Here is a 21570-nt window from a genome sequence, read left to right as displayed (position 1 = left end):
CGTGCAGCTGCGCGATCAGCTGTCGAACCTGCGCGGGCTTCTCATGCTCTCGATGGTGATGACCGAGAGCGACAGTGAGGAAAAGATCCTCGGCCTCGCGACGACGTCGGTCCGCTCGATCAGCCCCTGCCGCATGGTGGGCGTGTACCTGGGCGGGAAGTGGCAGGACCGTTTCACGCATCTTCCCTCGGTACAGACACGGCTCCGCGTCGAGGAGCAGCTGTGTGGCCTGGGGCCTGCCGGCGGGGCAGTCACCGTTCCTGGCCGGGCGTGGGGCTGGGGACTGCCGCTGCGTTGCCTTCGGGAGCACATCGGCTACTGCGTGGTGGACGCGGAGGAGGCACCGTCCGAGGCCGTACAGTTCCTGCTTCGTGTGCTCGTCCAGCACACCGGGGTGGCCCTGGCGAACGTCCGGCTGCACGCGAGGGAGCGGACGACGGCCGAGAACCTGCGGGGCGCGAACGCCGCGCTGGCCGAGGCAGTCGCAGCGCTGGAACGGACCATCGGCATTCATGAACGGCTGACCCGGGTCGCCGTGGCCGGTGAGGGGCAGGAAGGGATCGCCCGCGCCGTGCACGAGCTCACCGGCCGCCCCGTCGCCGTCGAGGACCGCCACGGAAATCTGCGGGCCTGGGCGGGGCCGGGCCGTCCGGAGCCGTATCCGAAGGATCCCCGGAGTCGGCGCGACCGGATACTGCGCCAGGCCCTGCGGGAGGGCCGGCCGGTCAGAGAGGGCGACAGGCTCATGGCCGTCGCCAGCCCAGGCGCCGACGTACTCGGCGTACTCGTGCTGATGGACCCCGCCGGGACGGCCGGGGAGCGGGAGCAGATCGCGCTGGAGCACGGCGCCACCGTCCTGTCCATGGAGCTGGCACAGCGCACGGCCTCCCTCGCGTTGCAGCACAGCCTCCTGCCCCACGGGCTGACCGGAGGAACCGCGGTGGAAGTGGCATCCCGCTACCTTCCGGCGGGCGTCTCACTCGGTGTGGGTGGTGACTGGTTCGACATCATCCCGTTGTCCGGTGCCCGGGTCGCTCTGGTCGTGGGTGACGTGGTCGGTCATGGCATTCACGCGGCCGCCACCATGGGACGGCTGCGTACGGCGGTGCGTACGCTCGCCGACCTCGACCTGCCGCCGGACGAGCTGCTGGCTCATCTGGACGACCTGGTCATCAGCCTCGTGGAACAGGACAGCCGGGGCGGGGAGGAGGCGGATGCCGTCGCGGCGATGGGAGCCAGGTGTCTGTACGCCGTCTACGACCCGGTGAGCCGGCGGTGCACGATGGCTCGCGCAGGTCACCTCCCGCCGGCCCTCGTCCGGCCGGACGGCACCGTCACCTTTCCTGAGTTGCCGCCGGGGCCTCCCCTGGGACTGGGGACGCTGCCGTTCGAATCCGCGGAGCTGGAACTGCCCGAAGGCACGGTGATCGCCCTGTACACCGACGGTCTCGTCGAGTGCGGCGACCGGGACGTCGACGAGGAGGTCTCCCGGCTGCGCACCGCCCTCACCCGTCCCGGTCCGACGCTGGACGCGGTCTGCGGTGACGTGGTCGGGACCTTGCTGAGCGGTCCCGTGTCCGACGACGTGGTTCTGCTCCTCGCCCGCACCCACGCTCTCGGCCAGGACCAGGTCGCCTCCTGGGACCTGCCCCCCGAACCGTCGGCGGTCGCGAACGCGCGCAACCTGACCGGCGCGCAACTGGCGGCGTGGGGACTGGACGACCTGGCATTCACCACCGAGCTCGTCGTGAGCGAGCTGGTCACCAACGCCATCCGCTACGGGGCGGAGCCCATCCGCCTCCGTCTGATCCGGCAGGACGTCCTGATCTGCGAGGTCTCGGACGGCAGTAGCACCTCACCTCGCCTGCGGCACGCCCGCACCACGGACGAAGGCGGCCGTGGTCTGTTCCTCGTCGCGCAGTTCACCCACCGCTGGGGCACCCGTTACACAACGACCGGCAAGATCATCTGGGCGGAGCAGAACCTTTCGGACGGGGACGGCACTCCGGAGAGCATGTTCGGCTGACCCTCGCCGAACGACCTTGCCAACGTGATGCCGCATCACAGCGGTGACCAGATGCCCTCAGGGTTCGCGGTCGCGGCATGTCGTTCTCGGCGCGAACGACTCGGCGACCTGCGTCCGGATGTGCTCGCGAAAGGCCCGTCGCCGCACGGCCAGTCCGTCAGGCCAACAGCGGTCGCCGAGGCCGCCACGACGGCGTCTGCGGTCGAGATGCGACGAAGTCGTCCTCTGCCGCGCTTGACCGGGCATCGATCCCGACCTACTTTGGAGTGAACAGAACGTTCTATTCATTCTGGAGTTCAGGTGACTGACACCTCGCCCGCCCGCACCGTCGTACTGATCCACGGGCTCTGGATGACCCCGCGCAGTTGGGAGAAATGGATCGACCGCTACCAGGCGCAGGGCTACCGGGTCATCGCCCCCGCCTGGCCGGGCCTCGACGGCGAGGTCGAAGAGATTCGGCGTGACCCCTCCCGCGTCGCGGGGGTGGGCCTGCGCGAGGTGATCGCCCATTACGAGGAGGTCATCCGCGGCCTGGACGAGCAGCCCATCATCATCGGGCACTCCTTCGGCGGGGCCATCACGCAGGTGCTGCTGGACCGGGGCCTGGGCCGTGCCGGCGTCGCCATCGGCTCGGCCCCCGTCAAAGGGGTCCTGCCGCAGCCGTACTCCACGGTGAAGTCGGTCTGGCCGGTGATCGGCAACCCCGCCAACAAGAACAAGGCCATCGCCCTGACCCCGAAGCAGTTCCACTACAGCTTCACCAACACGCTCAGCGAGCAGGAGTCCGCCGCCGTCTACGAGCGCTACCAGGTGCCCGGATCGGCCCGCGTGCTCTTCCAGGGCGCACTCGCCAACTTCAACCCCCGCGCCGCGACGAAGGTCGACTTCCGCAACGGGCGGCGCGCTCCCCTGCTGTTCATCGCGGGCGGGGCCGACCACATCGTGCCGGCGAAGGTGAACAAGGCCAACTGGCGCCTGTACCGCAAGTCCCCGGCCATCACCGATTACCAGGAGTTCCCCGGCCGCTCCCACTTCACCCTCGGCCAGGACGGATGGGAAGAGGTCGCCGACTACGCCCTCAGCTGGGCAGCCCACCACGACCTCAGCCGCGTCTGACAGCACCGTCCGCCGACGCAGTCCCCAAGGCCGCCCGGGGCGGCTCCACTACTTGACCGGTGCCGCCCCACGCCCATCCCCACGGACAGCGGATCCGTCTGTCCGTCACCTCACAGCACAAGGAAACGCACGATGCTCAACAACCGCCCGGTCCGTCTCGCCGCCCTCGGTACAGCCGTCGTCGCCCTCGCCGCAGGCCTCACCACGATCGCTTCGGCCGACCCCGACGACGACACCCGCTCCGGCGACAAGCCGACGATCGTCCTCGTGCATGGCGCCTGGTCCGATGCGGCGGGCTGGAGCGGCGTCGTCAAGCGTCTGCAGGCCGACGGCTACCGGGTCGCCGCCCCCGCGAATCCGCTGCGCGGCCTCAGCAGCGACGCCACCTATCTGGCCGACTACCTCAAGACGATCCACGGCCCGATCATCCTGGCAGGTCACTCCTACGGCGGCGCCGTCATCACCAACGCCGCCAACGGCAACCCGAACGTCAAGGCGCTCGTGTACATCGCCGCCTTCGCCCCGGACAAGGGTGAGAGCGCCCTGGCCCTCAACTCCAAGTTCCCCGGCAGCCACCTCAGCGACAACCCCAAGGCGCCCGTGCCCACCGCGCTGAACGCCGTCCCCTTCACCCAGTCGAACGGCACCCCGGGCATCGACCTGTATCTGAAGGCCGACAAGTTCCGCGACGTGTTCCTCAGCAACAAGCTCAGCAAGGCCAGGGCCGCGGAACTGGCCGCCACCCAGCGGCCCGCCACCGCGCAGGCTTTCGGGGAGCCCTCCGGCACTCCGGCCTGGAAGACGATCCCCTCCTGGTACCTCGTCGCCGGTGACGACCACACCATCCCCGCTGCCGCCCAGCAGTTCATGGCATCGCGGGCCAACGCGCACACCACCAAGATCGACGCCCCGCACGCCGTCCCGCTGACCGACCCGGGCGCCGTGACGAGGATCGTGGAGAAGGCCGCCACCACCAAGTGAACCGGCCTCCTCCACCACCGGCCTCCGCCCCCTGCTGAACGGGCGGGGGCCGGACGTCCTTGAGCGTCCGAGAACCGCCCATCCGTAGTGAGCACCGTTTGCCAGTCGGCTACAGGGCTGGGGCTGTGCTCGCAGTGCCACGTGTTGCTGCCCGGGTCTGCCCCGGCTCCAGCGCCGCTTTGGCGTGCCGCTTTGAGCGAGGTGGATTCGACGATCGGAGGAACGGCCACGATGGCGATGCCTCTCCGCCGCGCCGGTTGATTCCATCCCGCGCCGGTTGATTCCACCGTTGACGGTGCGGATGGCGAGCGAACAGTCCGCGCGGCACGGCGGCGATGCGGGCGGGACCGGCTGGATGGCCTGTTCACGGACGAGGACTTCGCCGACGGTATCCGGCGAACGGACGCCGCGGGCTGTCGCCCGCGCAGCTTCACCGACCGGCAGGCCGACGAGGTGGTGCGCTGTCGCCTCGGCTGGAGGTACTGGCTCAAACTGGAGCTCAAGGCGTCCGGCTTCGGCTGCTCCGCGGTCGACGAGTTGTGTGACCGGAGAGCCGTACCGGCCCGGGCCGGTCGCCTGTTGGCGGGGATGGTCGACCAGCGCGTGGCGGCGGGCTGGTCAAGCGGCGCGGCCTCTGCGGACCGACTCTGGCCGGCCGCGCTCGGCGTTGCCGATCGAACCAGTCGGTCAGGGTGCGGCCAGGAGAGCAGTGACGCCGTGCACGAGGGTGTCCTTGGCCTTCTGCGGATCGCTCAGGTAGCCGGCGACCATTGCTCCGTCACGCATGGCCACCATGGCATCGGCTGAGCGTGCGGGGTCAGGCGCACCCGTTTGCTCGAAGGCGTCCTGGAGGATCTGATGGAACCAGGCCCGGTGCGTCAGTACCGCCTGATGGACGACGCTGTCGCGCTCCGGGTACTCGGCGGCCGCGTTGATGAACGGGCATCCGCGGAAGCCCGCGCCGCACAGTTCTTCCCCGATTCCGCGCGCCATGGCCTGAAGGAAGACAGAGGGGTCGGCGATCTCTTCCCTGACCGCACCCACACGGTCGCGAATGCCCTGGTCCCTCGCCTCGAGGTAGGCCCGCACCAGGTCGTCCTTGCCTTCGAAGTGCCGATAGAACGTGCCGCGGGCGATCTCCGCCTCAGCCATGATGCGGTCGACACCGACCGCCCGGATGCCCTCGGTGTAAAAGAGCCGGCTCGCCGTGCTCAGCAGCCGCTCCCGCGCCGTCGGCCGACGTCCTGATGCAGTCACAAGGTTCGACACACACCCATGGTACAGAACGTTCTTTTCACACAGCTGACCAGACATGGGCTCGATCAGCGCTCAGTCGCCAGCAGTTGCCCAGTACCCCGACCGCGGAATAGTCATGTACCGCTCATCACTGTCGCAGCGTCGTATGCCTCGCGAGCCCGGAGCAAGTCGTCCCAGTGCTTCTCCGTCCAGGCGGAGACGACTGCGAAGACAGCAAGGGCACTGCGGCCCAGCGGGGTGAGGGCGTAGTGGACCTGGAGCGCGCCCTCTTCGTTGACGGTACGGGAGACCATCCCGTCCCGCTCCAGCGTGCGGAGTGTACGGGTGAGCATTCTCGGGGTGATACGGGGCATGGGGACGCGCAGTTCCGAAAATCGGCGGGGGCCCTGCTCCAGGCACTGCAGGACGAGGGGCGCCCACTTGTCCGCGAACCGGATCGGACCGAAATCCGAAGGACACAGTTCCTCGAACATGTTCGGGTCCAGCGGTTCTGTCATATGGGGCACGCTACCGCAGGGCAGTATCAGCCGTGATACTCAACTGTTGCCTAGATTCGGCGACATGACCAAGACAGTGATCTTCGGTGCTGGTGGCAACGTAGGACGACTGGTCGTCCGGGAGGCTCTGCGACGCGGCCATGAGGTGACCGCCGCGGTGCGCAACCCGGCCCGACATCCAGGACTGCGCACCGACGGAGCCCGGGTGGAAGCGGGCGACATAATGGAGGCCGAGCAGGTGCTGGCCCTCGTAGAGGGCCACGACAACATCATCAGCACGGCGACCCAGTACAACCCGGGCACCGACTCCGATGCCTTCTACACCGCCTCCACTCGCGCCCTGCTCGCCGCGGCACGCACGTCGAGCACACGCCGGCTCGTGATCGTCGGCACGATGGCGATCCTGCGTGACGCAGCGGGAGTGCTGCTCGCCGATGCCCCCTTCTTCCCGGACGAGACCCGCCCGTTCATCCGGAGCCACGCCTTGGGTCTGGAGATCCTACGCACCGAAGGGGCAGACGTGGACTGGCTCTACCTCAGCCCCTCCGGCAACTTCACCGGCGGTGGGCGCTCAGGCCACTACCGCGTTGCCGAACACGGCAGTTGGAGCGACGGGATCACCCACTCCAACCTTGCGGTCGCCGTCGTGGACGAGATCGATCGGCCGGCCCATCACCGCATGCATCTGGCGGTCGCCAACTGAGAACGTCCGGCACCGACCCGCGTTTGCCGCGCTCCATGGCATCCACCAGCGCGGCTTCGACGGCTTGGTGCAGGAAGTCGACCTGTTGCGGGTGGGCACCGACTTCGTGAACGGCGTCCGGTGGGCCGAGCAGCCGATCCACCGGCCCGTCCAGGCGTTCGAACTCCCCGGGGTGAGAGAGGTCAGTCGGCGTGCAGGGCCGTGCGCAGGGTGGCGATCGCCTGATTGATCGCGGCCTCTGCGGCGTGGGTTTCACGCAGGGCGTTGAGCATCACGAAGTCGTGGATGATCCCCTGGTAGCGGACCGAGGTGACGGGCACACCCGCCTGGCGCAGCTTGTTGGCGTAGGCCTCGCCCTCGTCACGCAGAACGTCGGCCTCGGCGGTGATGACGAGGGCCGGGGGCAGATCGCGCAGTTGCTCGACCGGGGCGCGCAGGGGGCTCGCGGTGATCTCGGCGCGCTGCTTCTCGTCGGTGGTGTACTGGTCCCAGAACCACTGCATGGCGTCGCGGCGCAGGAAGTAGCTCTCGGCGAACTGGTGGTAGGAGGGCGTGTCGAAGGCCGCGTCGGTGACCGGGTAGAACAGCACCTGCTGCACCAGCGGCACGTCTCCTCGTTCCTTGGCCATCAGGGTCAGCGCGGCGCTCATGTTGCCGCCGACCGAATCCCCCGCCACGGCGATACGGGTGGCGTCGAGGCCCTTCGTGGCGCCGTCGGTGACGATCCAGCGGGCGACGGCGTAGTTCTGCTCGATGGCGACCGGGTAGCGGGCCTCGGGCGAGAGGTCGTACTCGGGGAAGACCACGGCCGCGCCCGTGCCGACGGCGAGTTCGCGCACCAGGCGGTCATGGGTGTGCGCGTTGCCGAAGACCCAGCCCGCGCCATGGATGTAGATGATCACGGGGAGGGTGCCGGTGGCACCGGCGGGGCGGACGACGCGGGCGCGGACCTGGCCGGTGGGGCCACCGGAGACGGTGATCCACTCCTCGTCGACGCCCGGCTTGGCGATGGCGCCGGCCTGGACCTCGTCGACGGTCTTGCGGCCCTCGACCGGACCGAGGTCGAACAGGTACGGCGGGTTCGCGGTGGCCTCGACGAAGGACTGGGCGGCCGGCTCGAGAACGGGACGGGCGGTGGTGTCGGTCATGGCGACCTCCTGGTGCGGGTGCCGCAGGCGCACTCCCGACGGTAGTCCTGGTCAGGAACGGTGGCACGACAAAAGAGCAGTGCCCGGTTAAGTCGCACACAACTAATTAATTTGAGGGCACTACCCGCTACCGGCCTCTGCTCGATGCGCTCGGGCTGACCTACCCGCAGTACCTGGTGATGCTCCTCCTCTGGGAGCAGGACTCAATCTCCGTGAGCGACGGGGGACAGTCGCTGGGCATTGATCACTCGTTCTCGCAGGAGATCGTCGGGCAGGGCTCGCACCGAGTTGTTCCGCCGCCCGGTCACGGTGAGGGCCCTTCAGGAACGGTACCCGGGCCTGGGTGTTGGCGGAGTGCGGCCGGTGGTGGTTGAGGATGACCTTCTCCAGCGGGGGGGCTCCGTACAGGATGACGCCGTACTCGCCGTTGCCGGTCACGAAGCCGTCGGTCCACGCGGACGCGGCCGTGGTGTCGTAAATGCCGCGGTCGGGGAGGGTGACCTGGGGCGGTACGGCGGCGGATGCCCGACCAGCCGGCGCTCCGGGCAGTGCGGCGGCACCGGTCGTCAGCGCGGCGGCGGTCAGGAATCGTCTGCGGTCCATCGGGAATTCGAGGTGGCCCATGGCGCACGCTCCCTTGCGTTCGAGGGAGAAGGCGGGGGCCGCGCGGCGGCCGGAGGCATGGGAGGCCGAGGGCCGGTGCGGCGCGGCACCGGCCCTCTCGCGCATCGCCGGCTACAAGGCGACGAGCTGCCATTCCTGGTTGGTTCCGCCCGTGTTGGGCCACTGGATGATCGAGGCGCCGTCCGCAGTGGAGGCGTCCTTGACGTCGACGCACCAGCCGTTGCCGACGTTGACGATCCGGTAGTAGCCGGTGGAGGCGGGCACAAGCTGCCACCACTGGTTGCTGCTGCTTGTGTCGGCCCACTGGTCGAGAGCGGCGCCTTGGGCGGAGCCGCCCGGGCTGTCCAGGACCTTGCCGCTCTTGACGTTGGCCAGCCGGTAGGAACCGTCGGTGTTCGGCAGCAGCTTCCACTGCTGGTTGGTGCCGCCGGTCGACGGCCACTGGATGACAGTTCCCCCGTCGGCGGTGGAGGCTCCGCTGATGTCCATCACCTTGCCGCTCTTGCGGTTCACCAGCCGGTAGGTACCGAGGTCGGCGGAGAAGGGGCGGTCGTAGATCTCCAGGGTGCGGATGGAGGCCCAGACGCCTGTAGGCAGTCCGGTCACCGTCACCCGCACATAGCGGACTTGGGCGCTGAACAGGGTTGCCTGCACCTGGCTGGTGCTGGTGGTGCCGGTGCGGTCGGCCAGCATGGTCCAGGTGGTGTTGTCCGTGGAGCCTTCGATCTTGTACTTGTAGTTCGTGGCGTCGAACTCCCAGGCGATCCGCGCGCCGGTGACCGCCTTGGTCGACCCCAGGTCCACCGTGAGCCAGGCCCCGGTGTTCGAGCTGTTGGCGCACCAGCGCGTCGTGGTGGAGCCGTCGACCGCCTTCGCCGCGGTGTTGCCCTTGGAGGACTCCTGGCTGCTCGCCGTCACGGAGCGGCCCGAGGCGATGTCGGCCGGCTGCACCGTCCGGTCCAGGGTGACACCGACGATGCTGTCCTCGGGGTTGCGGGTGCGGTTGATGCCCGTGATCGTCACCGTGCCGTCCGAGCCGACGGTGTACGGCAGGTCGGTGCCGGCCGCGACGTCGAACACACGGGTGACCTGGGCGTCCCCGATCGGCTGGGTGGTGAAGCTGGTGCCGCTGTAGCCGGGCAGCAGGTGCACGTAGAAGGTGCTGTCCTTGCAGGTGTAGCCGTACTTGCCGTCCACGGGGTTCCAAGGGCCGCCGCGGGTGGCGTAGATGGCCTGACCGTAGGTGGTCATGAAGGAGCCGATCCGGCGCAGCAGGCTCGCCTGCCCGGAGGGCACGGTGCCGTGCCGGTCCGGGCCGATGTTGACCATGGCCGTCATGTTCCGGATCCAGCAGTTGACCAGGATGTTCATGGCGGTGCTGTAGCTCATGACCTTGCCGTCGGAGTTGTAGCCCCAGGTGGTGCCGACGGTGAAGACCTTCTCGGTGACCTTGCCGGTGCGGATGGCCCCGCTCGGGACGGAGGGACCCTCCTCGCTGGCGTAGTCGCCGATCCAGCCGGAGCGCGAGGTGGCGACGATGTCGGGCTGGTGCGCGCGCACCATGCCCATCAGCCCCAGCGGCTTGCCGCTGCTGTCGGTCTCGCCGTAAGTGGAGTCCACCGGCCACTGGTTGGACGTGTCCCGGAACTGGCCGGGCTCCCAGAAGAAGGCGGCGTCGGCGTCGCCGCCCTTCTCCGCCAGCCAGCCGCCGTCCCACCACAGGTCGTCGATGACGCCGTACTGGGTGACGAGTTCCTTGATGGACTCGTACACCTCGGTCTTCATGATCCGCGCGTTCTCCTTGTGCGCGGCATCGGTGGTGTAGCCCCACGGGTTGGTCGCCCAGTTGGTGCCGTACACGTCGTAGTAGCCGGGGTAGCGCCAGTCGATGGGCGAGTAGTAGAGGCCGACCTTCAGCCCGGCCGCTCGGGTGGCCGCGACGTAGTCCTTGACGAAATCGCGGCTGAGGGGCGCCTGGCCCGAGTTCCAGCTGTTCGGGTGGTTCAACGGCCACAGGGCGAAGCCATCGTGGTGGCGGGTGGTCAGCACCGTGTACTTGGCGCCGAAGTCCTTGGCCAGTTGTGCCCACGCCGTGGGGTCGTAGGCGTCAGCGGTGAACTGCTCGCTGGTCGCGTCGGTGACGTACTTCTGGTAGTCGGCGGGAGTGACGGGTGCGTTGTGCATCCACCACTCGCCCTTGGCGGGGCCCGAGTAGACACCCCAGTGGATGAACATTCCCAGCTTGGCGTCCTGCAGCCACTGGACCTTTGTGTCGGGCTGCTGCTCCAGGCCCAGGTCGGTCTTGGGGATGCGCAGCGGGGCCAGAGGCAGGGGCTGGGAGGCGGAGGTGGCGGCCTCGGCGGAGGCCGCCGCGAGGGTTGGCGTGACCACGGCGGCAACCGTCATGGCCGCCATACCCATCAGCACTCTTCGTCGAGTGAGCGATTCTGACAAGGGGTTCTCTCCTGACTGTCCACAGGACAGTACGGACCGTGCTGCGGCTCAGCATTCGGACCGAACAGATCGGGTGAGTCATCCGATGAATAGCGGGTGCGCCGGGGAACCACACGGAAGACACGCACCGCGCCGGGATGACGCTGGATGTATTAAGGACTCAAAGGTCAGCTTCCGTCCAGTGGTTGGACGAGATTTAACGGAAGCGGAAGGCCCGCTTGAGCAAGCAGGAGACCAGCGATTCACAGACATCGGACTTCTTGCCCTTGACGCGGCCATGCCCCGCTCCTACCGTCAATCAACGGGACCGCACACAACCAAACAGACAACTCAGCACCGTCGTTGAGGAACCCGATGCTCCGACGCACCCTCACGCTCATACTGGCCGCCACGACGAGCGTGTTCGCCCTGCTGGTCACCGGATCGCCCGCTCAGGCCGCCCCGGTCACCGTGACCAACGCCACCCAGTTCACCGACACCGCCGGCGCCGTAGTGCAGGCCCACGGCGGTGGAGTGCTCAAGGTCGGCTCCTCCTACTACTGGTTCGGCGAGAACCGCAACTCCGACAACACCTTCAAAGCCGTCTCGGTCTACCGCTCGACCGACCTGAAGACCTGGGAGTTCCGCAACAACGTCCTGACGCAGAGCAGTGACCCCGAGCTCGCCGTCGCCAACATCGAGCGACCGAAGGTCATCTACAACAGCACGACCGGCAAGTACGTGATGTGGATGCACAAGGAGAACGGCAGCGACTACACCCAGGCCCGCGCCGCCGTCGCCGTGTCCGACACCGTCGACGGCGACTACACCTACAAGGGCAGCTTCCGGCCGCCCACCGGCACCACGTCCCGCGACATGACGCTGTTCAAGGACGACGACGGCACCGCCTACCAGATCACCTCCGCCAACAACAACGCCGACCTGCAGATCTTCAAGCTGAGCGCCGACTACACCTCCTACGACCGCCTGGTCGCCAACCCCTGGCCGGGCACGTTCCGCGAGGCTCCCGCGCTGTTCAAGCGGAACGGCGTCTACTTCATGCTCACCTCCGGCAACAGCGGCTGGAAGCCCAACCAGCAGAAGTACGCGACCGCCACGAGCATCACGGGTCCTTGGACCACCATGACCGACGCCGGGGACGACACCGCCTACGGCTCCCAGACCGCGTTCGTGTTGCCCGTCCAGGGCACTCAGGGCACCTCGTACCTGTACATGGGCGACCGCTGGGGCAACTCCATGGGCGGCACCGTCAACGACTCGCAGTACGTCTGGCTCCCGCTGACCTTCCCCACCAACACCACCGTGGACCTGCCGTGGTACCCGCAAGTTGCCATCGACACCGACGCCGGCACGATCAGTGGGGTGGGCGGCGGCCCCTACTACAAGCTGCTCGCCCGGCACAGCGGCAGATGCCTCGACGTGTCCGACAACTCGGCCGCCGACAACGCGGTCGCCATCCAGTACACCTGCACGGGCGGCCTCAACCAGCAGTGGCGGCTCCAGGACGCGGGAGACGGCTACGTGCGCGTCCTCGCCCAGCACAGCGGCAAGTGCCTGGACGTCGCGGGCGCCTCCACGGCAGATGGTGCCTACGTGAACCAGTACCGCTGCACCACCGGCACCAACCAGCAGTGGATGTTCCGGGACCAGGGCAATGGCTACTACCAGCTGGTGGCCCGGCACAGCGGCAAGTGCCTGGACGTGGCGAACGCGTCCACCGCCAACGGCGCCCGCCTCATCCAGTGGCCTTGCGGGACCGGCACCAACCAGCAGATCCAGCGTGTGACCGCCTGACCGGAGACAAGCCAGGCGGGTGCCGTGGGCGGTCTCATGCCGACCTGTGACCCGCTCGGTTGTGGCGGCTCCGATCTGGGCGCGTGGGCCGACCGCCGCCGCGTCGTGGCCTCAGACATCGGCCCCCACATCATCACGTCGGACATCTCGACCTCGACAACGCCCCCGACGGTCGTCGGGGGCTGCGTTGGACGCACAGATGATCGAGTCCGACGTCGCACGGCCGTGGGACGAGGTCGTCTTCACTTCGGCCTCGGCACGCTCGACCGGATCGGGTTGTCCGCCGAGGCGACAGCCCGACCTGCCGCCGCCCCGTCGAGGCGATCCATGAGCTGACCGGCGGCTTCGGCGTCGACGTCGTCATCGAGGCGGTCGGCTGCCCGGAGACGTTCGAGCAGGCCGCGGAGGGGCGCCCACGCCCCGCACCCGGGTCACCGTACTCCGCAACGACCCGGGACGTTTCACTCACGCCGACTCCTCGGCCGGGATCCGAGGGGAGGACGGGCGATCCTCGTGTGCGGTGGCCGGGTCAGTCGCGGACGACGGGGAGGACGATACGGGAGGGCCGTGCGGCGTCATGGGCGATCTCCTGACGAGCCGGGCGGAAGTCCGTGCCGCGGTCGACCGGTTCGCCGGTGTTCAGGTTGCGGTCCCAGCGGGGGAAGCTGCTGGAGGTGACATGGACGCGCAGTCGGTGGCCGGCGCGGAAGACGTAACTGGTGGACCACAGGTCAACGGCGTGTTCGGCGAACTTCGTCTTCGTCGCAGGGCAGTCCACCACCGGGCAACTCATCTCGCACACCTGGTGTTCCATGCCCCCAGCCTGGACGCCCGTCCGTCCTTCGCCCATCCGTCGACCGTCGGATGTACCGCCGCCGAGTGGCGGGAAGACGACCCCAAGTCGGCAGAGGGCCCACGCCAAGTAGCCGGTGGGCAGGGCCCCGGATGGGCCTGATCGATGCCGAGGCACGGGGACTTATGCACGGCGCCCGCGAGCGCGGTGCGCTCACCAGGAACATCGGCGGCCATGACCTCGCCGTAGGCGGCGTAGCTGATCATTTCGTCGTCCCGTCAGCAGGGCGCCTGTCGGCCGCCCCCCGGCACACGACGCCGGACTGGCGAACAGTCCCGCGATGGCCTTGAACCCTCCCGTTCCCGGTCGCGGACCGACAGCGGGGCGTCAACAGCGTGCGAGGCCGTGCTGGTGTCGGATTTTCACCATACCCCGTCCGCCCCATACCCAAGCTACCTGCGGAAACGCCCATAAGGTGGATGTCGAAGCGTTCCTTTCCACCTATCAGGAGCAATTGTGACCTCCCCCATCGTGTCCATCGCGTACCACTCCGGCTACGGCCACACCGCCGTCCTCGCCGAGGCTGTCCAGCGCGGCGCCAAGGAAGCCGGCGCCGTTGTGAACCTGATCGCCGTCGGCGAGATCACCGACCTCCAGTGGGAGCAGCTGGATGCCTCGGATGCGATCATCTTCGGCTCCCCGACCTACATGGGAACCGCCAGCACCGTCTTCCACGGCTTCGCGGAGGCCACCTCCAAGCGCTGGATGGGACAGGCGTGGAAGGACAAGCTGGCCGCCGGCTTCACCAACTCGGCCTCCAAGGCGGGCGACAAGCAGTCGACCCTCCAGTACTTCGCGACCCTGGCGTCGCAGCACGGCATGCACTGGATCGCGCTCGGCATGCACGGCGGCTGGAACTCCTCCAAGGGCAGCGAGAACGACCTCAACAGGCTCGGCTTCTTCCTGGGTGCAGCCGCTCAGTCCAACGCGGACCAGGGCGCCGAGGCTGTGACCGCCAGCGACATCGCCACCGCCGAGGCACTGGGCCGCCGTGTCGCGGACGCCGCCGCCACGTGGGTGGCCGGCCGTACCGCGCGCGCCGCCTGATCACACATCCTCGGCTTCCGCACGGACGGAATCATCCTGCGCCCACGAAGCCAGGGAACTCAGGTGGCGGGCCAGTGAGCCCAGGCCGGAGGCCCCGGAGACGTCCGGGGCCTCCGGCATTTCAGGTGGCGCAGCCCCCGCACCGCTCAACACTCCGAAGGCTTGCCGGAGCACCTTCGACACCGCTCCTTACACAGCCCATTCATGAGCAAGCAGGCCGAGGACGACTTCGTCAACGAATGATCCACAGACCCAGGTCGAGCACCGTAGAGTGCCCTCGATCCTGAATCCAGCCTTCGCCACTGCTTTGATCATGGGGATGTTGTCTGCCAAGGTCTCAACCTGAAGCCGCTGCAGCCCGCGCACAACGAACCCGTATTCGCACAGCGCACGGACGACGTCCGCCCCGAGCCCCTGGCCGCGAAAAGCGGGGAGTAAGGAAATGCCCAGGTGGGCCACCCTGTTGTGGGCGTCAATACCCCAGAGCAGAGCTTCACCGACCAGCGCGTGTGACTCAAGTTCGACCACCGAGAAACTTGCTGCGTCATCCGACGGCTCAGGCACCGCAAAGGGAGACTGGGCCGACCCTGGCCCTATGGGGCGCCAAGGGCGGGAGTCGGCGCGCGACCAGCTCACCACATCGTCGTAAAGTCCCTCATGGAGCACCGGGACGTCAGCCTCGTGCCGGGCCCGCAGCCCGATCTTTTCGCCACGTATCATCCGGCATTGCTACCGGTCGACGGCGATTCGATCAACGGGTTATCCGGACTCCCAGGCGGCGCACATTACCGGTGGCCGGCAGGACATCACGAGGAGTCCTTGGACCCGAAGACGCCGCACGCCGGACATGCGTCCGGCGCCGCCGTCGCGGATGACGTGTGGGAGTGGAAAGCAGCGCGGTCCCGTTGCCCCCGGGCGTCGTTCGGGGTGCCCGGCGCTCGCCGGGCGCTCTACGTCCAGAAATCCCGGTGGACTGCCGCGGCCTCGTCGTACAGGTGAGGGCCGGAGACTTCGACCTTGGGCGATCCGGCTGCGAACACCTGGCGGCTGGGGAGCTGGAGGACGAGCTCGCTGCTGTCTCCGACCAGGACGGCCAGTTCGTCCTCGCCCAGGGCGTAGACCACGCGCGGGATCCTGCTCCAGTAGATGGCGCCGCAGCACATGGCGCAGGGCTCGGTGCTGGTGTAGAGGGTGGCCGTGGCGAGCTGCTCTACGGTCAGGGTGCGACACGCCGTGCTGACCAGGTTCAGTTCCGCGTGATTGGTGATGTCGTTCTGGGTGACCACGGTGTTCTCCGCTTGGCACAGCACCTCGCCGGAGGGTCCGGCCAGTAGCGCACCGAAGGGGTGGTTGCCGTGGTCCCGTGCCTGCTGGGCCAGGTCGATGGCGTCTGCCAGAAGTCGTTCGTCCTGGGGGGAGAGGGAGGGCAAGGTGGTTCCATTCCTGTTTGATGGATACGGGGTACGTGGCGTATCAGAGGGTGCGCAGGCGCTCGATGAGGTGGTCGCCGCTGCCGGGGTCCGCTTCGAGGACCACGCGGCAGTGTGCGGCTCCGCCCATGGGCGTGATGTCCCGTACCGGTGAGGGGAGTTGGGGTTCGCGGTGCAGGGCTTCGGCGCCGAGGCCCGCCCGCAGCAGGGTCCAGCCCGTCCGGTTCGCCGGCCAGCCGGACAGCGGGGTCGCGAAAACACCGATGATCGCGGCGGGCGTCAGATACAACAGGGACGCTTCGAAGGCGGAGAGCCCGTAGCCGATCTTGGTGTCCTGGCTGAGGATGACCACGGTGAAGTTGATGACGGCGAACATCACCGCGCCTCCCGCGAGGTGGCCGAGCGTGACGGGACCGGTCCAGCCGTCGTCGGATCCGTGGGAGACCTGGCCGGGGAACCGGTCTACTTGGCCAAGTACCTCGTCGCCCCCGCGTGTCGGTGCCCACGGCGGCGGCTGCCATGCCGACGGCGACCGCTGCCGCCGAGCCCCTGTCCGAGCCACCGGGCGTGCGGTCGGGCCGCCAAGGTTGCCGCACTGATCAGTGGTGGCGTCACAGGCGAGGTATGGGTGTGGCCGAGCAGGACCATGCCGCTCTCGCCGAGCCTGTGCCAGGCCTACGCATCCGGCGACGGCGGCGGCATGGCCGGAGAGCACATGGCTGGGGGCCGTCAAGATCGGGTCCTTGAGAGTGATCGGCACACCGCGGAGCCGGGGTGCGCGAGATCCGTCGCGGGCGAGACGCCGGTCGGCTGCCCGGGCGGCGGACCCGACCTGATCCGGCCTGATCCGGCCCCACGGCCTCCTCGGCGCTGCAGCCCGGCAGCCGGTCGGCCCCGCCGCCCCATGCCGCCCCATGTGCCTCCCCCATTCAACCACTGGACACGGCAGCGGCTCGGGCCAGGTACGCGTACGAACGCTCGCCGGTGTGGTGCGCGGGAAGTTCTGGAACGCCGCCCGCCCCTGGACGACGTGACCGACGCGTTCTACCGCGGGCCGCCCGGCCGGCCGACGATCGACTCAGGCTGGTCCGGCGCGACTCACAGGCCGCGGAGTGGGGGCGGCACACGTGCCCGGCCGCAGGCATGGACGCTCAGGGCATCGGACGATCCCGTGTCAGACGGTGGCGTCCTCCGGCGCGGGCTCGTCCAGGTCCGGAAAATACGGTCCCGGCGTTTCGCCGGGCCGCAGGACGGCGGACTTGGGCCGGTCGTCGAGCAGCAGGCGGGTGGCATCGGCCTTGGCGTAGTGTCCGGCGGGGTCGGCGGCGTTCTTGGCCAGGTCGATCAGGGAGAGGTCGATGTCGGCGACGAGGAGGCCCTCGGCATGCTCGTCCAGCGGCTTGCCCAGCGGGCTGCCGTCGGGACCGTAGATGCGGGAGCTGCCGGCGCCGGCCGTGAGCAGGGCGCGTTGCTCGTCGGTGGTCGCGAAGGTCTCGATGCACTGCTCGCTGATCACCTGCGTGGGAGCGATGACGAAGCAGCCCCCTTCCAGGGCGTAGGTCTGCGTCGCGGCCAGGTTGGCCTCGGCGCCGAGTGCGTAGGCGATGCCCTTGTACAGGCCGAAGGCGGGCCACGCGGCGATGTGGACCTGCTCGTGCTGCGCGTACATCGCGTACTTGTTCAACGGCTGGAGGTGCTCCCAGCAATTGAGCGCGCCGAGCCGGCCGAGCGGCGTGTCGACGACCTTGAGGTGGCTACCGTCGCTCTCGCCGAAGAGGCTGCGTTCGACGTGGGTGGGCTTCAGCTTGCGGCGGTGCAGGAGCACGCCGCCGTCCGGCGAGATGAGGGTCTGGGCCATGTAGAGGCTGCCGTGGTCCTTCTCGCTGTAGCCGAGAGCGACGGTGACGCCGGTGCGGCGGGCGGCCTGCCGTATGGCGGTGATGTGCTCGCCACGGACGGTCGGGGAGTTCGCGTGGTAGCGGGCGATGTACGGCATCTGGCCGGCGACCGGCCCCAGCCACAGGAACAGCGGGTAGCCCGGGATCCACGTCTCGGGAAAGGCCACCAGGGCGACATCCTGGGCGGCTGCCTCCTCGATGAGGCCGATGGTCTTCTCGACGGTGGCATCGGCGTCGAGCCACACGGGCTCGGCCTGAACGGCGGCGACACGGTACGTGGTCGGCACTGCGGGCCTCCTGAAGCGTTGGCGAAGTGCTCCGACCGTAGAGGCCCGCGGCAGCGGGGCTGCGGCGTTGCGCGCACCGGCGTGCGGCGTTTTCCGCAGCGCGCGCAGGGCATGCGTCAGCGGTCGGCCGACGGTTGCCTCGTACGGCGCCGCGCCTCGGCAGGCGTCTGGCCGTAGGCTCGCACGTAGGCGCGGGTGAAGGTGGTGCGGTCGGTGAAGCCGCAGCGGGCCGCGGCGGCGGCAACCGTCAGGGCGGCATACCGGGGATCGGTCAGGATGCGGTGGGCGGCACGCAGCCGCTCGGCGCGGATGAAGGCCGCGGGCGAGGTACCGTCCGCGGCGAACACCTCGGCCGTGTGCCGCAGGGAGACGCGGTGGCGGCGGGCGATGGCCTCGGGGGTCAGCCAGGAGTCGGCCAGGTGCTCACGGACGTATGCCTGCATCGAGGCGAGCAGGGCTGCTCTCCCGGTGGGCACACCGGAACCCTCACCGGCCATCGCGCGCAGAGCGGTGGCCATCAGGTCGACGGTCGTGAGGCCGAGCTCGGCTCGCTGGTCGTCGGTGAGGCCGTCGCTGGTGTCGGCCAGTTCCCGCACGTAGGCGGCCAGGACCCGGACCGTCGGGTGACCGGCGGGCAGCGCGCGCCCGCACACGTCCTCCACCCGCCCCATCCGGGCGCGCAGCTGGTCCCGGGGCATCTGCAGCACAAGTTGCCGCGTGCCGGTCGGGAACCGCAGTTCGTACGGCCGCGACGTGTCGTACAGCGCTCCGCCGCCGCGCGGCAGCAGCGTCTCCCGCTCGTCCTGCACGACGGTGCTCTCTCCGTCCAGGTGCAGGGAGAACAGGTAGTCGTCACGCGGCTCGGCGCGTACGAGGCGGTTCGAGCGCAGGACGACGGAGGGGCCGTGCGTGCGCACCTCGGTAAGAGTGGCGGCGGGCCCCATTGCGCTGGAGCGCACTGAACCGTGGAAGGACCCGGACACGGAGCCGAGTGCCAGCGGCACGAAGCTCTCGCTGATGACCTGGGCCCATTCATCGAGGTTCTTGGCGACGAGGACTCCCATATGGCCGAGTATGTTCGGCGGTTGTTTCTCCGGTGTCAACGCATCCGTGTCGTCCTCGAGGTTCAAGTCCGCGGAAGACCGCTGGGGGCTGACTCCCGCACCCGTCATGCCCGGTGCCGGGCGTCGAAGTGCGTGGAGTGCGCGGTCGGCTTGCCGAGCAGGTCGATGAGGGTGCGCGCCTCGTCCTCGCTGAGCGAGCCCGCCCACTCCTGTTCGCGTTCGTTGTGCGCCGGCTCCTTGCTGACGAGGCCGGCCTTCTCCAACGTGCCCACCAAGGCGGACACGGCCGCGCGGCTCATGCCGGACAGCTCCGCGACCTTCTTCACCTCGACCGGCCCCGACAGCCCGATCGCGAACAGCACCCGGAACCCGGGCCACGACCACCCGCGCGGCCGGTGCACGGTCGACTCCATCGACGGCCTCGGCTGACCCCTACTGACACCTTCGCGAGGCGGGCCCTGGAAGATCAGCGGCGCCCTCCTCCGCACGCTGCCCGTCAGCGCGGGCGGGTCGGGATCCGCAGGATCACCTCGTAACCCCCGTCGGAGGTGGGTCCGGAGGCGAGGGTGCCGCCCAGGAGTTCGGCACGCTCCCCGAGGCCGATGAGGCCCTGATGGGATCCCGGCAGCGGAAGGGAGGGGCGTGTGGGCGGGGTGTTGGTCATTGTCACGCCGAAGGTTTCGACGTTGTGCCAGAGGCAAACCGTCGCCGTGGCACCGGGAGCGTGTTTGCGGACGTTGGTGAGGGCTTCCTGCACCGTGCGGTACACGGCTCGTTGCGCTGGAGTGGCTATGTCCGGCGGGAGTTCACCGGTCAGGTCGGTGTCGATGCCACTGGTGGTGACGAGCTTGTGGAGGTCGGTGAGGGTCGGTTGCGGGGTGAGTTCGGTGGCCCGTCCACCGGAGGCACGCAGCAAAGTGACCATGTGGCGCAGCTCGTCAAGGGTGTCGACGCTGAGCGTGCGGATGGTGCGGGCACGCTCCTTGCCATCGGGGTCCTTGGAGGCGATTTGCAGGGCGCCTGCCTGGACGGCGATCAGGCTGACCTGGTGGGAGACGACGTCGTGCATCTCGCGGGCAAGCTGGGCTCGTTCGCGAGCGAGCACGGCCTGGGAGTACAGCAGTTGCTCGTGCTCGCGTGCTTCCTCGATCTCGACGAGCCTGCGGGCCAGATCACGGCGTGCCTGGACGAGTTGGCCCAGCAGGACGGGTGCCGCGGCGGTGGCGAGCGTGTAGAAGAAGTAGACCAGGATCCATGTGCGCTCGTCCGGGCCGGCGTTGTTCAGGGGCCAGGGGGCAGCGGAGGCGAGGGCGAACAGTACGGCGCACGCGCTGAGGAGACGGCGGTTACGGGACCGCTCCGCCAGGGTGAAGAGGGCCGCGAACGGTGCGAACACGATGTACAGCAGGAGACTGGCGGGGAGCGTGCACACGAAGACGGCGAGGGGGAAGCGCCTTCGGAGCGCGAGGGCAGCACAACCCGTTGCCGAGATCGCCGTCTCCAAGGGGGAGGCGTCCTCCAGGTTGAGCCAGACGTCCGCCGCCGCGATCGCGACGACTACGGCGTCGAGGACGGGCGCCGGGACTTTGGCCCACCATCCGCTGGGCGCGGTCATCGCCCCGGCTCCGACCGGCCGGGCCCGTCCAGCAGGCCGGCCCGTTGGGCGAGCAGCGCCGCCTGGACGCGGCTGCCCACGCGCAGTTTGGTGAGGATCGCGCTGACGTGGTCCTTGACGGTGCCCGCGCTGAGATGGATACGGGTGCCGATCTCGGTGTTGGAGAGTCCTTCCGCGACCAGCACGAGCACCTGACGCTCGCGCTCGGTGAGCCGTCCGGCGCGGGCGGCCTCGGCGTCGTCGACCGCGGCAGCCCTGGGGTGGCTCTCCCAGACGGCGCGGGACGCCTTCGGTGACATCACGACCCCGCCCGCGGCCAGCGAGCGGACCAGCTGGGCGAGTTGATCGGGTTCGGTGTCCTTGAGGAGGAAGCCGGCCGCGCCGGAGCGCAGCGCCGTGAGGATGTACTCATCGGCGTCGAATGTGGTCAGCATCGCCACCACCGGAGGCTGCGGCAGTGCCCGTATCTGCCCCAGTACGGTCAGTCCGTCCACGTCGGGCATACGGATGTCCAGCAGGACGACGTCCGGGCCCACCCGCCGTACCGTGTCGACGGCCTGGGCGCCGACCGTGGTCGCGACGACCTCGATGTCGTCGGCGGCGTTGAGGATCAGCTGGAATCCTGACCGCACCAGGGCCTCGTCGTCCACAACCATGACCCTGATCACGTGCGTTCCACTTCGTCGTCTCCCTGGTGCGTACGGTTCAGTCCGCATGCCGATGTCGATTGTCACCGCTTCGACCGTAGAACGCGGGGGCGCCTCATAGGGCGGCCG

19 protein-coding genes and 3 pseudogenes are annotated in these 21570 nt (G+C 68.9%); 7 read left to right on the top strand and 15 right to left on the bottom strand.

The window, feature by feature from the left end:
* Nucleotide 1: 1 nt before the first annotated feature.
* From STRIP9103_RS48225 to STRIP9103_RS03485, 3 genes are all read left to right on the top strand, one after another.
* Complete coding sequence (locus STRIP9103_RS48225) at nucleotides 2-2026, top strand: ATP-binding SpoIIE family protein phosphatase (protein WP_009297635.1); 2025 nt, start codon at nucleotides 2-4, stop codon at nucleotides 2024-2026.
* Between the two features lie 300 nt (nucleotides 2027-2326).
* Entirely contained in the window at nucleotides 2327-3142 is an 816-nt protein-coding gene (locus STRIP9103_RS03490) for an alpha/beta hydrolase (protein ID WP_009297647.1), read from the top strand.
* Between the two features lie 132 nt (nucleotides 3143-3274).
* Complete coding sequence (locus STRIP9103_RS03485) at nucleotides 3275-4123, top strand: alpha/beta fold hydrolase (RefSeq protein WP_009297594.1); 849 nt, start codon at nucleotides 3275-3277, stop codon at nucleotides 4121-4123.
* A 687-nt stretch (nucleotides 4124-4810) separates the two neighbouring features.
* On the opposite strand, the gene STRIP9103_RS03480 is transcribed toward STRIP9103_RS03485, so the two are convergent.
* Together STRIP9103_RS03480 and STRIP9103_RS03475 are read right to left on the bottom strand one after the other, a co-directional pair.
* Complete coding sequence (locus tag STRIP9103_RS03480; protein WP_078613778.1) at nucleotides 4811-5437, bottom strand: TetR/AcrR family transcriptional regulator; 627 nt, start codon at nucleotides 5435-5437, stop codon at nucleotides 4811-4813.
* A gap of 56 nt (nucleotides 5438-5493) precedes the next feature.
* Nucleotides 5494-5877: a winged helix-turn-helix transcriptional regulator gene (locus STRIP9103_RS03475; protein WP_009297637.1), complete on the bottom strand. Its 384-nt coding sequence runs from the start codon at nucleotides 5875-5877 to the stop codon at nucleotides 5494-5496.
* A gap of 64 nt (nucleotides 5878-5941) precedes the next feature.
* Here STRIP9103_RS03475 and STRIP9103_RS03470 point away from each other — a divergent pair, with 64 nt between their 5' ends.
* Nucleotides 5942-6580 carry an NAD(P)-dependent oxidoreductase gene (locus STRIP9103_RS03470; protein WP_048819611.1) on the top strand — a complete coding sequence of 213 codons (639 nt, stop codon included), beginning with the start codon at nucleotides 5942-5944 and terminating at the stop codon, nucleotides 6578-6580.
* Nucleotides 6581-6762: 182 nt separating this feature from the next.
* Here STRIP9103_RS03470 and STRIP9103_RS03465 read toward each other — a convergent pair whose 3' ends face one another.
* Entirely contained in the window at nucleotides 6763-7728 is a 966-nt protein-coding gene (locus STRIP9103_RS03465; RefSeq protein ID WP_048819618.1) for an alpha/beta hydrolase, read from the bottom strand.
* A 119-nt stretch (nucleotides 7729-7847) separates the two neighbouring features.
* On the opposite strand from STRIP9103_RS03465, the pseudogene STRIP9103_RS51190 reads away from it, so the two are divergent.
* Nucleotides 7848-7979, top strand: a pseudogene (locus STRIP9103_RS51190) (MarR family winged helix-turn-helix transcriptional regulator); the annotation flags it as partial.
* Between the two features lie 97 nt (nucleotides 7980-8076).
* Here STRIP9103_RS51190 and STRIP9103_RS53380 read toward each other — a convergent pair.
* Both STRIP9103_RS53380 and STRIP9103_RS03460 read right to left on the bottom strand, forming a co-directional pair.
* Nucleotides 8077-8331, bottom strand: a pseudogene (locus STRIP9103_RS53380) (glycoside hydrolase N-terminal domain-containing protein); the annotation flags it as partial.
* A 132-nt stretch (nucleotides 8332-8463) separates the two neighbouring features.
* Complete coding sequence (locus STRIP9103_RS03460) at nucleotides 8464-10767, bottom strand: alpha-L-fucosidase (RefSeq protein ID WP_100243833.1); 2304 nt, start codon at nucleotides 10765-10767, stop codon at nucleotides 8464-8466.
* Between the two features lie 393 nt (nucleotides 10768-11160).
* On the opposite strand from STRIP9103_RS03460, the gene STRIP9103_RS03455 reads away from it, so the two are divergent.
* A complete protein-coding gene (locus STRIP9103_RS03455) occupies nucleotides 11161-12600 on the top strand; it encodes an RICIN domain-containing protein (RefSeq protein WP_009297614.1) in 1440 nt (479 codons plus the stop codon).
* A gap of 529 nt (nucleotides 12601-13129) precedes the next feature.
* Here the strand turns inward: STRIP9103_RS03455 and STRIP9103_RS50520 are convergent.
* Entirely contained in the window at nucleotides 13130-13414 is a 285-nt protein-coding gene (locus tag STRIP9103_RS50520; RefSeq protein WP_048819610.1) for a CocE/NonD family hydrolase C-terminal non-catalytic domain-containing protein, read from the bottom strand.
* A gap of 495 nt (nucleotides 13415-13909) precedes the next feature.
* Here STRIP9103_RS50520 and STRIP9103_RS03445 point away from each other — a divergent pair, with 495 nt between their 5' ends.
* Nucleotides 13910-14500, top strand: coding sequence for a flavodoxin family protein (locus tag STRIP9103_RS03445; RefSeq protein WP_009297606.1), 591 nt, complete (start codon nucleotides 13910-13912; stop codon nucleotides 14498-14500).
* Nucleotides 14501-14689: 189 nt separating this feature from the next.
* On the opposite strand, the gene STRIP9103_RS03440 is transcribed toward STRIP9103_RS03445, so the two are convergent.
* The 9 genes and pseudogenes from STRIP9103_RS03440 to STRIP9103_RS03405 all read right to left on the bottom strand — a co-directional run bounded on the left by STRIP9103_RS03440 (nucleotide 14690) and on the right by STRIP9103_RS03405 (nucleotide 21462).
* Nucleotides 14690-15220, bottom strand: a complete 531-nt coding sequence (locus STRIP9103_RS03440) for a GNAT family N-acetyltransferase (protein ID WP_048819609.1) — start codon at nucleotides 15218-15220, stop codon at nucleotides 14690-14692.
* 230 nt (nucleotides 15221-15450) lie between these two features.
* Nucleotides 15451-15930: a nucleoside deaminase gene (locus tag STRIP9103_RS03435; protein ID WP_009297645.1), complete on the bottom strand. Its 480-nt coding sequence runs from the start codon at nucleotides 15928-15930 to the stop codon at nucleotides 15451-15453.
* 43 nt (nucleotides 15931-15973) lie between these two features.
* A complete protein-coding gene (locus STRIP9103_RS03430) occupies nucleotides 15974-16306 on the bottom strand; it encodes a hypothetical protein (RefSeq protein ID WP_048819608.1) in 333 nt (110 codons plus the stop codon).
* 121 nt (nucleotides 16307-16427) lie between these two features.
* Nucleotides 16428-16526, bottom strand: a pseudogene (locus tag STRIP9103_RS53375) (amidase family protein); the annotation flags it as partial.
* Nucleotides 16527-17104: 578 nt separating this feature from the next.
* Nucleotides 17105-18115, bottom strand: a complete 1011-nt coding sequence (locus STRIP9103_RS03425) for a carbon-nitrogen hydrolase family protein (RefSeq protein ID WP_009297632.1) — start codon at nucleotides 18113-18115, stop codon at nucleotides 17105-17107.
* Between the two features lie 116 nt (nucleotides 18116-18231).
* Entirely contained in the window at nucleotides 18232-19179 is a 948-nt protein-coding gene (locus STRIP9103_RS03420; RefSeq protein WP_158696844.1) for an AraC-like ligand-binding domain-containing protein, read from the bottom strand.
* A 104-nt stretch (nucleotides 19180-19283) separates the two neighbouring features.
* Nucleotides 19284-19580, bottom strand: coding sequence for a MarR family winged helix-turn-helix transcriptional regulator (locus STRIP9103_RS45850; RefSeq protein ID WP_234022101.1), 297 nt, complete (start codon nucleotides 19578-19580; stop codon nucleotides 19284-19286).
* 95 nt (nucleotides 19581-19675) lie between these two features.
* On the bottom strand, nucleotides 19676-20794 hold the full coding sequence (locus tag STRIP9103_RS03410; protein WP_009297643.1) for a sensor histidine kinase: 1119 nt from the start codon (nucleotides 20792-20794) through the stop codon (nucleotides 19676-19678).
* Nucleotides 20791-21462 carry a response regulator gene (locus STRIP9103_RS03405; RefSeq protein WP_009297597.1) on the bottom strand — a complete coding sequence of 224 codons (672 nt, stop codon included), beginning with the start codon at nucleotides 21460-21462 and terminating at the stop codon, nucleotides 20791-20793. Before STRIP9103_RS03405 ends, STRIP9103_RS03410 begins: the two co-directional genes overlap by 4 nt.
* Nucleotides 21463-21570: the final 108 nt, after the last annotated feature.

The organism is Streptomyces ipomoeae 91-03 (genome assembly GCF_000317595.1).
GTDB classification, from domain to species: Bacteria; Actinomycetota; Actinomycetes; order Streptomycetales; family Streptomycetaceae; genus Streptomyces; species Streptomyces ipomoeae.
Note: the sequence above shows the minus strand (reverse complement) of the source record. Positions and strands in the feature narration are given on the sequence as shown.

Coding starts and splice junctions, on each gene's coding strand:
- STRIP9103_RS03485 (WP_009297594.1), top strand. CDS start 3,275: ATGCTCAACAACCGCCCGGTCCGTCTCGCCGCCCTCGGTACAGCCGTC.
- STRIP9103_RS03480 (WP_078613778.1), bottom strand. CDS start 5,437: ATGTCTGGTCAGCTGTGTGAAAAGAACGTTCTGTACCATGGGTGTGTG.
- STRIP9103_RS03475 (WP_009297637.1), bottom strand. CDS start 5,877: ATGACAGAACCGCTGGACCCGAACATGTTCGAGGAACTGTGTCCTTCG.
- STRIP9103_RS03470 (WP_048819611.1), top strand. CDS start 5,942: ATGACCAAGACAGTGATCTTCGGTGCTGGTGGCAACGTAGGACGACTG.
- STRIP9103_RS03465 (WP_048819618.1), bottom strand. CDS start 7,728: ATGACCGACACCACCGCCCGTCCCGTTCTCGAGCCGGCCGCCCAGTCC.
- STRIP9103_RS03460 (WP_100243833.1), bottom strand. CDS start 10,767: ATGGCGGCCATGACGGTTGCCGCCGTGGTCACGCCAACCCTCGCGGCG.
- STRIP9103_RS03455 (WP_009297614.1), top strand. CDS start 11,161: ATGCTCCGACGCACCCTCACGCTCATACTGGCCGCCACGACGAGCGTG.
- STRIP9103_RS50520 (WP_048819610.1), bottom strand. CDS start 13,414: ATGGAACACCAGGTGTGCGAGATGAGTTGCCCGGTGGTGGACTGCCCT.
- STRIP9103_RS03440 (WP_048819609.1), bottom strand. CDS start 15,220: ATGATACGTGGCGAAAAGATCGGGCTGCGGGCCCGGCACGAGGCTGAC.
- STRIP9103_RS03430 (WP_048819608.1), bottom strand. CDS start 16,306: ATGTTCGCCGTCATCAACTTCACCGTGGTCATCCTCAGCCAGGACACC.
- STRIP9103_RS03420 (WP_158696844.1), bottom strand. CDS start 19,179: ATGGGAGTCCTCGTCGCCAAGAACCTCGATGAATGGGCCCAGGTCATC.
- STRIP9103_RS03410 (WP_009297643.1), bottom strand. CDS start 20,794: ATGACCGCGCCCAGCGGATGGTGGGCCAAAGTCCCGGCGCCCGTCCTC.